The following is a 12,455-nucleotide window of genomic DNA, read 5'->3' on the forward strand; positions in this document are numbered from 1 at the left end:
TCTTTTAAATTTATGGCGGGTAGAGAGAGATTCGAACTCTCGGTGAGTTGCCCCACACACGCGTTCCAGGCGTGCTCCTTAAACCGCTCGGACATCTACCCAAGAAGAAGGTGATTATATCTTCATTTGCTTAATGCTTGGCTTTTAGAGCTTTAGCCCCAAGATAACGACATCTTTGTACTCATTATCCATAAGGCAAACGCCTGGCAGTTCGCCCCATTTTTCAAAACCAAATTTCAAAAACAGCCCAAGGCTTGCTTCGTTTTTGCTAAAGATTAGTGCGATGATATTTTTTAAATTTAGCTCTCTAGCTTTGTTTATACTGTGGGCTAAAAGCTGCTTGCCGATACCCTTTTTAAGAGCCTTTTTAGCGACATAGATGCTTATCTCTACGCTTATATCGTAAGCGATTTTAGGGTTAAAGTCGCTTAGCGAGCAGTAGCCTAAAATTTCATCATTTTCTTTGTAGATAAAGATAGGGCGCGAGCCGCCGTGAGCGTTAAACCAAGGCTCTCGCTCCTTTGTGCTAACTGGCTGCAAGTCAGCAGTCGCACTTCTTTCTAAGATGTATTCGTTATAAATTTGCGTGATCGCTTCAAGGTCGCTTAAATTTGCTCGCTCGATCAAGCCTAGCCTTTTTTGGCTACTTGATAGACCGGCTCAAGCTTTGCTGCGATCTCTTTTAGGTCTTTGATCCTGCTCTCGTTTGATGGGTGAGTGCTTAAAATTTCAGGCACTTTGCCGCCACTCATTTTGCTCATTTTTACCCAGACTTCGACCGCCTCTTTTGGATCGTACCCAGCTCTTGCCATTAGCTCAGTGCCGATGTGATCAGCCTCGGTCTCATGTGAGCGAGAAAATGGTAGCGAGATGGTGTACTGGCTGGCTAAATTTAGCGCACTCGCTCCAAGGTCGCCAAGTCCTGTGGCGGTTGCGACTGCAAAGATACCGATATTTTTGAGCTCATCGGTGCTGGCTTGCTCTCTGCTGTGCTCTCTAAGCGCGTGGGCGATCTCGTGACCCATGACCGCTGCTAGCTGTGCATCTGTTAAATTTAGTCTCTTAATGATGCCGCTATAAACGACGATCCTGCCTCCTGGCATGCACCAAGCATTTAGAGTATCTTCGTTGATGACATTTACTTGCCACTTCCATTTTAGGGCATCCTCTCTGAAAACGCCAGTTTGCGCTATCAGCCTTTTTGCGATATCTTGAACTCTTTTTGTGAGGATCGGATCGACATTTAGCTCGCCCTTGCTTCTAGCAGCTGTTAGCGTCTTGACGTAGGCTTGAGCCGAGCTTTGCTCCATCGCTTCAGAAGATACTAGCATGAACTGCTTGCGATCTGCGCCCACAACGCCTGACTTTGTGACGCTCGTGCAGCCTGTGATAAGCATGCTAGCTGTTAATAACGTAAGTAAAATTTTTTTCATTTTCATCCTTTTTGGATTAAAATTTGGCGTATTATAGCTTGAGTTGGATATGCATTGTTAAACGAGGGGTGAAATTTAAATTTTTGGGCTAGTTTTGGTTTTTGTAAATTTTAGAATTTATCGTATTTTTTTAACCGCATGCAGTGCTTTAGCACTGACGCATGCCACTTCTAACGTCGTCGGGGTTAGGGGGTTGTTAAGGGGGAAGGGAGCGACTTCGTAATTCAAGCCTCTTCCCCCTTAACAAAGAAATAAAACTTTAAATTTATAAAAAATCTATTTTGCAAATTTTAAACTTTCATTCACTCGCAAGAATTGACTACTAAAATTTGGCTTCGCTTATTGCTTAGCTCAAATTTTAGAGCCGAAATTACTCGTTCATGAAATTTTAAAATTTGTCCGAGTTTCTTCAGTATGTAAATTTAACCCCTACGCTTTATAGTCTATATTTCTCTCAAATTCTCTCAAACGTTTATTGACCGACCTTAGCTCCGTTATCGTCGTCCAGTTGTCGATAAAGACGCTAAAACTCTCTCTAACCTGCGAGAAGGCATTGCTAGCTTGCACGAGGACGCCAAGCGTGATGACGCCGCTAAATAGGCCATTGCCCATGATGATGTAAGGCACGATGACAAGAATTTGCGAAAACGAGATGAGCCAGAGATTAAAGTAGCCGTAGTGCAAAAATAGCTTGTAGTAGTTTAGCTTCACTCCTGTAAAAAGCTCTAGCATAACGTTTGGCTGGCAAAATTTGAGCTTATCATCCTCGCCATAAACTAGCTCTTTTCTAAAGGCCGCCTCCGCTTTTTGGTTGTTATACTCAAGGTGCGGTAGCTTTATGCCCACAAACCACGATACGATGAGACCTCCGATGCTAATTAGCAGTGCGATATAAACTAGCGAGCCTTCGATGTCTTTGATGAAAGGCAGGCTCACGCTTTTGCTTAGCTCCCAAAGCACTGGTATAAAGGCAATCAGCGTCATAAACGCCTTTAAAACCTGCACACCAAGGCTCTCCATGATCTTGGCAAAGCGATAAACGTCCTCTTGGATACGCTGCGAGCTGCCCTCGATGTCGTTTTGGCAGTTTCTCCAAAATTTGAGGTACTTAAAGGTCATCGCCTCTCTCCAGCGAAAGACCCAGTGGCTCGCAAAGAACGATATCACCGTGTAGGTTACGACGTATGGCATGGCGATCTTTAAGAAATTTAATATCCCTTGCCAAAACTCATCTACGCTGTGATCCTTTGAGTTTTGCATGATGTCGTAGAAATTTTTATACCACTCGTTAATGCGGACATTTAGGTGCGTTTGATAGACAAGCAGCAAGATGATAAATATCGCTCCGCCGTAAGCCCAAAGCGCCCATTTTTTGTCTTTGAAAAATGATGAAAACATAAAGTGCCTTTTGTAAATTTTGGCAATTATAGCAGGCAAGGTTTAAGCATTTATATAAAATTTAAACCCAAACTATATCATTTTGCAAATTTCAACGTAAAGGAAAATGATGAAGAAATTTGCATTTTTAGCTCTTAGCCTTTGTGCGACCTTAGCGCTTGGGGCTGACATGAAGGTCTATAAAAGCCCAACTTGCGGTTGTTGTGGCAACTGGGCGAGTGCTATGCAAAAGGCTGGCTTTAGCGAAGAGACCATAAAAGTAGATGACTTGGTCAAGGTTAAAAAAGAATTTCACGTGCCACTAGAGCTTTCAAGCTGCCACACAGCTATCGTTGATGGCTACGTCATCGAGGGTCACGTGCCAGCTGATGAGGTCAAGCGCCTACTGGAGCTTAAACCAAAAGATGCCGTTGGTATCGCAGTGCCTGGCATGCCTATGGAGAGTCAGGGCATGGAGCAAGGCGGTAAAGCCGAGCAATACGACGTCATACTCTTTAAAAAAGATGGCTTACAAGAGGTCTTTGCTACTTACATCGGCTCTAAAAAGCTAAAATAACTTCAAATTTAGACTTAGCTCGTCTTTTGATGGGCTAAGTTAAAAAGAAATTCCCTTGCTAATGGCGATCACGCAGAGTAAAAGCGTGAGCGGAACGTAGATAAATTTACCCACAAAATACCAGAGCGAGCCATAAGGTTTGCTAGCTCCAGAGTTTATCTCATCTAAAATTTCTTCTTTTTTAATGACCCAAAACCAAGATATAGCGCCGATAACCGCGCCGATCGGGATGATGTAGATAGAGACAAAGTCCATCCAAGGTCCCCAACTGCTAATAGGCTCCATAAACGCTCCAAAGCCAAAGCAAACCACGCAAAGTAGGACAAGCACCCAAAATCTGCTAAGGCGTGGGAATTTATGCATGAGTGACTCAGCGACCACCTCAAACATATTTTGAAGCGAAGTGATACCGCCAAAGATGACTGCGGTAAATAGTATGATCGCAAAAATTTGACCGCCGATCATATTTTGTAAAATTTTAGGAAGCGTTACGAAAAGTAGCTTTGGCCCGCCAGCTGGGTCCATAGCGTAGGCAAAGACCGCTGGGATCATAACAAGGGCCGCCACAAGGGCTGCAAGTGTGTCAAAAAATGCCGTAGTTTTGGCGCTTTCTACGATGTCCTCATCCTTTGAAAGATATGCTCCATAAACTATCATGCCAGAACCAGTGATAGAGAGCGAGAAAAAGGCTTGACCCATCGCTGTGACCCACACCATCGGATCTTCAAGCTTGCTAAAATCAGGGATAAAAAGAAATTTATACCCCTCAAATGCGTTTGGAAGCATCGCGACATTTATAGCCAAAATGGCAAATAGCACGAAAAATAGTGGCATCATTATTTTATTAGTCTTTTCGATGCTTTTTGCTCCAAAAAATAGCGTAAGAAGCGTACCAACGATCACTATGAAGTGATATGGCAGGACTGAGTACTCATGAAGCGCAAATGAGTTAAACCAAACATTTGTATCAACGCTCATAAATGAGCCAGTAAGTGCCTGAGTAAGGGCTTTTAGCACGTAAGCGATGATGACAGCGTAGCCGATGGCTATGCAAAGTGAGCCAGCAAGTGGAAGCCAGCCGATGATACTACCTATGACACCTAAATTTCTACTCTCCCATGCGTATTTATATGAGCCAAGTGTGCCAGTCTTTGCGCGCCTGCCGATCGCATACTCAGCGCTCAAGCCAACGTATGAAAAAAGAGCTACAAAAAAAACGTAGATGAGCAAAAACGCTCCGCCACCATTTGTACCAAGTTTGTAAGGAAAGCCCCAGACATTTGCCATGCCAACGGCGGATCCAACGCAAGCTAAGATAAACGCCCATCGTGATGAAAAATTCTTTTTGCTCATTGTAAAATCCATAAATTTAGTGATGAAGATAATGTTACCAAAATATGATTTAAGAACTTTTTATAAATCTTAAATTTAAGAAACGTTGTTACTTTTGGGCGTGGCTAATTTGACCGCTAAATATAAATTCGCTATAATCTGCACAAAATTTTTAACTCTTAAGGATCATAATTGTACCCCAGTAGCGATAACTCGCTTTTAATGGTAATACTTGCCATTATATTCATTTTACTAAACGCATTTTTTGTTTTGTCGGAATTTTCCCTTGTTAAGGTTCGCAAGTCTAGACTTGAAGAGCTTATCAAAGAGAAAAAGCCAAACGCCCAGCTTGCTTTTGAGATGTCAAACAAGCTTGATACCTATCTTAGCGCCACTCAGCTTGGCATCACGCTAAGCTCGCTCGCCCTTGGTTGGATCGGTGAGCCAGCAGTCGCAAGGCTCATAGAAGCCCCACTTAAAAATGTTTTTAATCTTAGCGATATCTTAGTTCATACAGTCGGCTTTGCGATCGCATTTACGCTTATCACGCTACTTCACGTCGTTATGGGCGAGCTTGTGCCAAAGTCAGTCGCCATAGCCAAATCAGAATCAGCAGTGCTTAAAATCGCCCGTCCGCTTCACTTTTTCTGGATACTATTTTCGCCTATCATAAAGCTTTTTGACATCCTAGCTACATCTGGACTTAAAATTTTAGGCATCCAGCCAGCAAAAGAGAATGAGCTAGCGCACTCTGAAGAGGAGATCAAGATCATCGTTGGCGAGAGCTTAAAGGGCGGCGTGCTTGATAGTTTTGAGACTGAGATCATCAAAAATGCAGTTGATTTTAGTGATACGGTCGCAAAAGAGGTTATGACGCCAAGACGCGACATGATCTGCATAAACAAACAAAAGAGCTTTGAAGAGAATTTACAAGTCGTTTTTGAGTCAAAATATACTCGCTATCCTTATATAGACGGCTCAAAAGATATCATTTTGGGCATGATACACATTAGAGATATCTTGCAGCTACACTTTAGCGAGGATAAAGAGAAGAGTTTTGATGCGATCGTGCGTAAATTTGTCATCGTGCCTGAGAGCCTTTCTATATCAAAGGTGCTTGTGATGATGAACAAAGAGCAAATTTCAGCAGCACTTGTCGTTGATGAGTACGGCGGCACGGCTGGACTTCTTACGATGGAAGATATCATGGAGGAGGTGCTTGGCGACTTTAACGACGAGCACGACGAGGTCGATCAACACTATAAAAAGATAAATGAAAACATCTATGAATTCCAAGGCAGATACGATCTAGAGAGCGTTGAGGAGCTTCTTGGTATAAGCTTTGATGAAGAGACCGATCAAGTCACGATAGGCGGATATGTCTTTAACCTTATCGGTCGTTTGCCAGTAGTTGGGGACAAGATCGAGGATGAAAACTGCTACTACGAGGTGAGAAAGATGGATGGAGCTAGCATCTCACGCGTAAAAGTTAGAAAAAAGATAAAAGAAGAAGAGGAGCCTGCTCAGGCTTAGTTTATAAATTTAATGGCTTTTTTGGCCATTAAATTTAATCTCACAAATCATAAAAAATAGGGCAAATTTAAGTGGCATTGCGCTTTTTAAAGACTCTAAGCCATCAAATTTATCTCACAAAACCACAAAATTTAAAGCGATACCACCTTTTAAAATAGATCTCTAAAACGTTAGCACCGCTTTTTTGTAAATTTGGTTATAAATTTTAAAATGGCTTGTGAGGTTTAAATTTATCATCTGCTTATAAAAGTAGCTTGATCTGAGTTAAAGTGTTAGTGAGTTACTTTGGCTCTGACACGACGCCGCAAATTTCGTTATAAATTTCTCTATCATGCTCATCTAGGCTACAATAAGAGAGTTAAATTTCTTTTATCAAACTTTTTTGCAGCTCTTTTGTAGTCTAGTTTTTATCTTGATAAAAGCGTGTTAGATCTTTGCCATGCTTTAATGCTAGCTCGTAGTACGGTATGTCTGGATCCTCTCCTATCATCTCATATATCTTTTTACGAAGCTCTGGCAAAAGGCGAAGATCGCTATGGTCTATATTCTCTTTATACGCTGGCAAGCCTTGTAAAAGCAGGGCATTTGAGTAGTTTATGCCACCAGTTTTGCTGCCAGTAATGTTAAATTCATTCTCATATTGCGCGCGAGTTAAGCCAGTTGGTATGCTAAGCTCTCCGCGTTCTAGGCAAATTTTATCATTGCTACTGATGAGGTACTCTGGAAATTCTAGCTCATGGTAGTTGATATCTTCGTGATCATAATAGACCCACTTTATAGCGTCTTCATTTTTGCGGTTGAAACTGCTTTTGTAGATGAAGCTACCTGGGATGATAAATTCACGGCTTTTTAGCACCGGCGTCTCTGCTATATCTTTATAAACAGCAACCAAGTAGCAGTCACTAAAAAAATCAAGCGGCCAAAGAAGGCCCTCATTTACTCGCTTTACAAGGCGGTTTTTAATATCAACTAATATTTTGCCAAAGAAATATCTCTTGTAGTAATCATTATAGACGTAAAATATGTCGCCTTCTTTGAGCTTTGTCTTATCTGGCATTTTATAAATTTAGCTCTTCCAGATGTTTTTGTTTAGCTCCAGATCACGCACGATCTCTACAAAGTCGCTAACTCCTGCGATGTAGTTTTGCACGCTCTCGTTGCTGTTTATCGGCTTTTTAAGATCAGGCTCAAAGCTATCCTTTCTAAGGTCGATCGCGATGAAAATTTCATTTTTTAAAAAAACTGCCGAGAGCGGGGCGTTAAATTTAGTTCTTAGAGCGGTTAAATTTTCCATCAGCTTTGGTGTCAGAGCGTATCTAGCAGCGATCTGATCGGTCGTGTAGGTCTTAAAAAGTTCATTAAATTTAGGGTTATCCATCGTCGCTAGCTCGCCCTCGCTTATTAGATCAGATGTTCGCTTTTTATCGCAGACATAGATCGTGGCGTTTAGCTCTTTTTTAAACTCAGCCTTTAGCAAAATGCCTTGAAATTTCACTGTTGTAGTAGTGCTTTTTTCGCCTTTTACTTCTTTTGCCGCATAAAAATCGCAAAGCTTAAACTGCGTCTCATCGATCTGCCCGTAGATCATATCCTCTGCGTAGTGTCTATTTATATCAGCGTCGTAAATTTTATAAAAATCATCCAAACTTAGTCCGCCATTTGCGCTGAAATTTAGACCATAGTTTTTTACGATGACGCCAACTACTTTTTGTTTAAATTTTGCTATAAGCTCGTTTTTTAGCCCATTTATCGTCTTGCCAAGATAAAAAACTCCGCCGATTAGTAAAAAGAAAAATAAATTTCCAAGGTGCAGTGATGCCAAAAAACCACTTGCAACTATGATGCCAAGAAAGCCATAAACGATCATTTTAAAGGCTTTTTGCCCCATAGCAAGACGCTCTTTTTCAAGCTCGTCAAGGTCGCTTAGGTCGATGCCCTTTAGTTCGTCTGCTTGCATTTTTATGCCTTATTTTTTGAAAAGATCACCGACGTTTGGAGCAGCTGCTTCATTTTCAGGGATATCAAAAAAGACATCTTTGTGAAAGCCAAACATTGAAGCTACGATGTTTGAAGGAAACATCTGTGTGGCGTTGTTGTAAATTTCAACAGCTGAGTTGTAAGCGCGTCTGGCAGCTGAAATTTGCTCTTCAACCTCGTTTAGTGTGCTTTGGATGTGAAGTAAATTTTGATTTGCTTTTAGATCAGGGTAGTTTTCTACGCTCACTCTTAAACCATTTAGCAAGCCTGAAATTTTGTTATTTAGCTCAAATTTCTCCTCATTTGTAGAGGCGCTTCTAGCACTCTCTCTAAGGGCAGTAATGTTTTCTAGCAGGCCTTTTTCATGCACCATGTACTCTTTTGCAGTGGCTACTAAATTTGGTATGAGATCATATCTTCTTTTTAGCTGTGCGTCGATGCCAGCCTCCACGCTTTTTACCTGGTTTTGCTTTGCAACAAGCGAGTTGTAAAGGCTGATGAAAAAGACAAAAATGACTGCGAGAACGAGTATCGTGATGACTAACGAATTCATAACTTTTCCTTTGAAATTTAAGTTTATTGTAGTTTATCCAAAGTTGCTTAAGAGTATTTAAACACCGAGGTTGGGCGATTAAATTTAATATTATAATTTAATCTTAAATTTTACATATAATTTATATAATTAAAAATTGTTTTTTACGAGGAGGATAAATGAGAACGGTAAACGTAAAAGATATAAAAGAGACTGTTGCAAAGCTTTGCAAACAAGCCTGTTACGTCGTTACGCCAGATCTAAAGGCTGCTTTTACAAAAGCACAAACCACTGAGAGCTCATCTCTTGGTAAGGATATCTTGGGCAAAATTTTGCAAAATGCCAAGCTAGCAGAAGAGGGCGTTGCGCCTATTTGCCAAGATACTGGCATGACGGTTGTCTTTGTCGAGATCGGTCAGGACGTGCATATCGAGGGCGGATATATAGAAGACGCGATCAATGAAGGCGTTGCGAAGGGCTACACTGAGGGCTATCTTAGAAAATCAGTCGTCGCTGAGCCACTTTTTGAGAGAAAAAACACCACAAACAACACTCCAGCGGTCATCCACACTAGGATCGTCCCAGGCGATAAGCTAAAGATAAAAGTCGCTCCAAAGGGCTTTGGTAGTGAGAACAAATCAATACTAAAAATGCTTGTGCCAGCTGATGGCATAGAGGGCGTTAAAAAGGTATTTTTAGAGGCTGTAAAATACGCTGGACCAAACGCTTGCCCTCCAATGACAATAGGCGTTGGCATAGGCGGCACTATGGATAAAGCAGCACTTCTAGCTAAACAAGCTGCAGTTCGTCCAGTAGATAGCAAAAATGCCGATGCAAGATATGCAAAACTAGAAGATGAGCTTCTTGAGCTTGCTAGCAAAACAGGCGTCGGACCTCAAGGGCTTGGTGGCGATACAACTGCCATAAAAGTAAATGTCGAGTGGTATCCAACTCACATCGCAGGCCTACCAGTAGCCATAAATATCAACTGCCACGCTGCACGCCACGCAGACGCCGAGCTTTAAGGAGATAACATGTCAGAAGTAAAAAGAATAACAGCACCATTTGATAAAGAGGTGGTAAAAAGCCTAAAAGCAGGCGACAATGTCCTAATCTCAGGTACTATCATCGCTGCTCGTGACGCCGCTCATAAGGCACTAACAGAGGCTCTAGCACGTGGCGAGAAGCTACCAGTTGAGCTAAAAGGCGAGACTATCTACTACGTCGGACCAACACCAGCTAAACCAAACCAAGCTATCGGCGCAGCAGGTCCAACAACAAGCGGTAGAATGGACAAATACACACCAACTATGATAAACGAAGTTGGCATAAATGGCATGATCGGCAAGGGATATCGCAATGACGCAGTAGTTGATGCGATGAAAAAATCATGCTGTGTTTATATGGTCGCTATCGGCGGTATCGGAGCGGTCATTAGCCAAAGTATCAAAAAATATGAAGTCTTGGCATATCCAGAGCTAGGACCAGAGGCAGTCGCAAGGCTCACAGTAGAGGACTTCCCAGCGATAGTCGCTATCGACTGCGAGGGCAATAACTTCTACGAAGTCGGCCAAGCACCTTACAAAAAAATCTAAATTTGATCCGCTAGCTTTGTGGCTAGCGGAATTTCTTCTAAAATGAAAACTTTTTACAACGATCAAGCAAAGCCACTACTTAAATTTTTCACCAAAACCAAAAGCGAGCTAGTAAATTTAAAGCTAAAGCAAATTTTAGACGAGGGCTTCATCTCAAAACCACAAGGGATATTTTTAAAAGCTGTCATAAGAAAAAGGCAGAAATTTGAGCAAAACAAGACGCAAAATGAGTGGTCGATAAATGAGATAGTAGTTTTTGAAAGCGAGTATGAAAGCCCTGAGGAGTATTTTAGCGACGTGGGGTCGTTTGTAATGAAGCTGGCTGATAAATTTAGAACAAGTGGCATTAGCGAGGAGTTGGTCTTTGCTGTTTCGTTTCAGGCACTGCAGTTTATCACACTGGGTAGCGAGGAGTTTAAATTTATATATGAAGACTACGACGAGAGCACAAACTCTGCTCACATTAAAATTTACGCCAAAAGAGAAAACGACGAAATTTTGCTATATAAAGATAGGATAGGGGGCTACAAAACCGAAGCGCTAATCGTTTTCGAGGTGGCTAGTAGTAGCCAAGACACATAGTCTCAGTCAGTTTTATGCGCTTTTCAAAGGGCGCTGGCGAGAAAAATTTGCACTTTTCTATATAAATCCTATACGAGTAGCTAAGCTTAAAATCATCATAAAATTTCTTTAAATTTAAAAATTTGATACCGCAAATTTCATGAAATTCAAAAAGCTCATAAATTTTCGAGCCATTTTTTGCCACGAGGTGCGATGGGGCAAGTGAGGTAAATGAGCAAAAAACGCCAGTTGGCACGAGGCCATTTAAGTGCGTGCACTCTTCTAGCGCGTTTTTAAATTTCTCTGGGACGCTCTTTTTTCTAAGAAAAACGATGCGCGAGTTTTCAAATTTAGCGCTGATCGCATTTTTCCAAAAGAGGTAGGCATTTGATGAGATGCCCGCGTTTTTGGCAAGCTGCGCACCAAGCACGTAGTCATCTAAAAATTCGTTTGGTGCAAGGGTTATTTGCATCTTTGTCCTTTTGAAATTTTGTTCATTATAGCCTTTGGTGCCTAAAAATTTAGAAATTTATAGTAGGATTTTGCCAAATTTCAAAGGAGAAGATATGAAAAAACAAATTTCAACAAAAAACGCCCCACAAGCGATCGGACCATATTCTCAGGCGATTAGCGCGAATGGATTTTTATTTATCTCAGGTCAGCTTGGCGTCACACCAGCAGGTGAGTTTGCAGGCAGTAGCGTAGAGGCTCAAGCCGAGCAATCACTTACAAATTTACAAAACATTTTGGCTGAAGCTGGACTTAGTTTTGATAATGTCGTAAAGACTACGATCTTTTTAGCAGATATGGCAGATTTTGCTAAAGTAAATGTCACATACGCTAAATTTTTCAAAGAGCCATATCCAGCCAGAAGCACGGTAGCTGTGAAGACTTTACCAAAAGATGCACTTGTAGAAATTGAGGTTATCGCAGTTTGCTAACACATATCGTGAAAAAGTTATATCACATATAATTAATCTTTATAAGATGGAGAGCAGAACTCTCCAAATTTATACCTAAAAAATAAAATTTAAATTTATAAAATATTTTGCAATTATTTCAACTATCTTTAAGCATCCCTCATATATAATTCCAGCTCACGAAACGAGAAACCACCTTTAACTTCAACGTTAATAAAGCCTTTTTCTTATCGTTGTTCTTTTAACTTACAATTGTTAAACTATTAGTCAATCTTTGAAATCTAAACAAGTGATCGATTGAGCCAGTCTATTATGATTAAATAATAGATTAGACAAACTAATATAAAAACTAAAAGTTTTTTTGATTAAAAACTTCATAATAAAAATCCTATCTATTAGATAGGTAATTAATATGGAGAGTTTGATCCTGGCTCAGAGTGAACGCTGGCGGCGTGCCTAATACATGCAAGTCGAACGGACGAGTAAGAGCTTGCTCTTATGAGTTAGTGGCGCACGGGTGAGTAATGTATAGCTAATCTGCCCTACACTAGAGGACAACAGTTGGAAACGACTGCTAATACTCTATACACCTCTCTAGCATAAGTTAGATAGGGAAAG

The 12,455-nt window shown here is 41.1% G+C and carries 14 protein-coding genes, 1 tRNA gene and 1 rRNA gene; 7 read left to right on the forward strand and 9 right to left on the reverse strand.

All coding sequences use genetic code 11. The annotated features are described in order from the left end of the window. Positions 1-13 precede the first annotated feature (13 nt). The 4 genes from HMPREF1019_RS08510 to HMPREF1019_RS08525 all read right to left on the reverse strand — a co-directional run bounded on the left by HMPREF1019_RS08510 (position 14) and on the right by HMPREF1019_RS08525 (position 2,831). A tRNA-Ser gene (locus tag HMPREF1019_RS08510) sits at positions 14-101 on the reverse strand. Positions 102-144: 43 nt separating this feature from the next. Next, entirely contained in the window at positions 145-627 is a 483-nt protein-coding gene (locus tag HMPREF1019_RS08515) for a GNAT family N-acetyltransferase (RefSeq protein ID WP_009295303.1), read from the reverse strand. Positions 628-629: 2 nt separating this feature from the next. Beyond that, entirely contained in the window at positions 630-1,433 is an 804-nt protein-coding gene (locus tag HMPREF1019_RS08520; RefSeq protein ID WP_009295304.1) for a M48 family metallopeptidase, read from the reverse strand. A gap of 429 nt (positions 1,434-1,862) precedes the next feature. Then, a complete protein-coding gene (locus HMPREF1019_RS08525; protein WP_009295305.1) occupies positions 1,863-2,831 on the reverse strand; it encodes a putative transporter in 969 nt (322 codons plus the stop codon). Positions 2,832-2,940: 109 nt separating this feature from the next. On the opposite strand from HMPREF1019_RS08525, the gene HMPREF1019_RS08530 reads away from it, so the two are divergent. Beyond that, a complete protein-coding gene (locus HMPREF1019_RS08530; protein WP_009295306.1) occupies positions 2,941-3,387 on the forward strand; it encodes a DUF411 domain-containing protein in 447 nt (148 codons plus the stop codon). A 39-nt stretch (positions 3,388-3,426) separates the two neighbouring features. Here the strand turns inward: HMPREF1019_RS08530 and HMPREF1019_RS08535 are convergent, their stop codons facing one another. Beyond that, positions 3,427-4,740: a sodium-dependent transporter gene (locus HMPREF1019_RS08535; protein ID WP_009295307.1), complete on the reverse strand. Its 1,314-nt coding sequence runs from the start codon at positions 4,738-4,740 to the stop codon at positions 3,427-3,429. Positions 4,741-4,911: 171 nt separating this feature from the next. Here HMPREF1019_RS08535 and HMPREF1019_RS08540 point away from each other — a divergent pair, with 171 nt between their 5' ends. Next, positions 4,912-6,252 carry a hemolysin family protein gene (locus HMPREF1019_RS08540; RefSeq protein ID WP_009295308.1) on the forward strand — a complete coding sequence of 447 codons (1,341 nt, stop codon included), beginning with the start codon at positions 4,912-4,914 and terminating at the stop codon, positions 6,250-6,252. 400 nt (positions 6,253-6,652) lie between these two features. Here HMPREF1019_RS08540 and HMPREF1019_RS08545 read toward each other — a convergent pair whose 3' ends face one another. Genes HMPREF1019_RS08545 through HMPREF1019_RS08555 form a run of 3 tightly spaced genes read right to left on the reverse strand, consistent with a single transcriptional unit; the run spans position 6,653 to position 8,782 of the window. Next, complete coding sequence (locus HMPREF1019_RS08545; protein ID WP_009295309.1) at positions 6,653-7,309, reverse strand: hypothetical protein; 657 nt, start codon at positions 7,307-7,309, stop codon at positions 6,653-6,655. A gap of 9 nt (positions 7,310-7,318) precedes the next feature. After that, a complete protein-coding gene (locus HMPREF1019_RS08550; protein WP_009295310.1) occupies positions 7,319-8,209 on the reverse strand; it encodes a DUF3137 domain-containing protein in 891 nt (296 codons plus the stop codon). A 9-nt stretch (positions 8,210-8,218) separates the two neighbouring features. Beyond that, a complete protein-coding gene (locus tag HMPREF1019_RS08555) occupies positions 8,219-8,782 on the reverse strand; it encodes a LemA family protein (protein ID WP_009295311.1) in 564 nt (187 codons plus the stop codon). Positions 8,783-8,940: 158 nt separating this feature from the next. Here HMPREF1019_RS08555 and HMPREF1019_RS08560 point away from each other — a divergent pair, with 158 nt between their 5' ends. From HMPREF1019_RS08560 to HMPREF1019_RS08570, 3 genes are read left to right on the forward strand one after another with little or no spacing between them, the layout of a single operon-like run. Beyond that, positions 8,941-9,786, forward strand: coding sequence for a fumarate hydratase (locus tag HMPREF1019_RS08560; protein WP_009295312.1), 846 nt, complete (start codon positions 8,941-8,943; stop codon positions 9,784-9,786). Positions 9,787-9,795: 9 nt separating this feature from the next. Next, entirely contained in the window at positions 9,796-10,356 is a 561-nt protein-coding gene (locus tag HMPREF1019_RS08565) for a Fe-S-containing hydro-lyase (RefSeq protein WP_002942950.1), read from the forward strand. 42 nt (positions 10,357-10,398) lie between these two features. Next, positions 10,399-10,938 carry a hypothetical protein gene (locus tag HMPREF1019_RS08570; protein WP_009295313.1) on the forward strand — a complete coding sequence of 180 codons (540 nt, stop codon included), beginning with the start codon at positions 10,399-10,401 and terminating at the stop codon, positions 10,936-10,938. Here the strand turns inward: HMPREF1019_RS08570 and HMPREF1019_RS08575 are convergent. Beyond that, a complete protein-coding gene (locus HMPREF1019_RS08575; protein WP_009295314.1) occupies positions 10,916-11,389 on the reverse strand; it encodes a hypothetical protein in 474 nt (157 codons plus the stop codon). The two genes, HMPREF1019_RS08570 and HMPREF1019_RS08575, sit on opposite strands and share 23 nt — an antisense overlap. 94 nt (positions 11,390-11,483) lie before the next feature. Here HMPREF1019_RS08575 and HMPREF1019_RS08580 point away from each other — a divergent pair, with 94 nt between their 5' ends. Further along, positions 11,484-11,858 (forward strand): RidA family protein, encoded by a 375-nt coding sequence (locus HMPREF1019_RS08580; protein ID WP_009295315.1) that lies wholly within the window; start codon positions 11,484-11,486, stop codon positions 11,856-11,858. A gap of 388 nt (positions 11,859-12,246) precedes the next feature. Further along, positions 12,247-12,455 (forward strand): 16S ribosomal RNA (locus HMPREF1019_RS08585); the annotation flags it as partial.

The organism is Campylobacter sp. 10_1_50 (assembly GCF_000238755.1).
Lineage (GTDB): Bacteria > Campylobacterota > Campylobacteria > Campylobacterales > Campylobacteraceae > Campylobacter_A > Campylobacter_A concisus_R.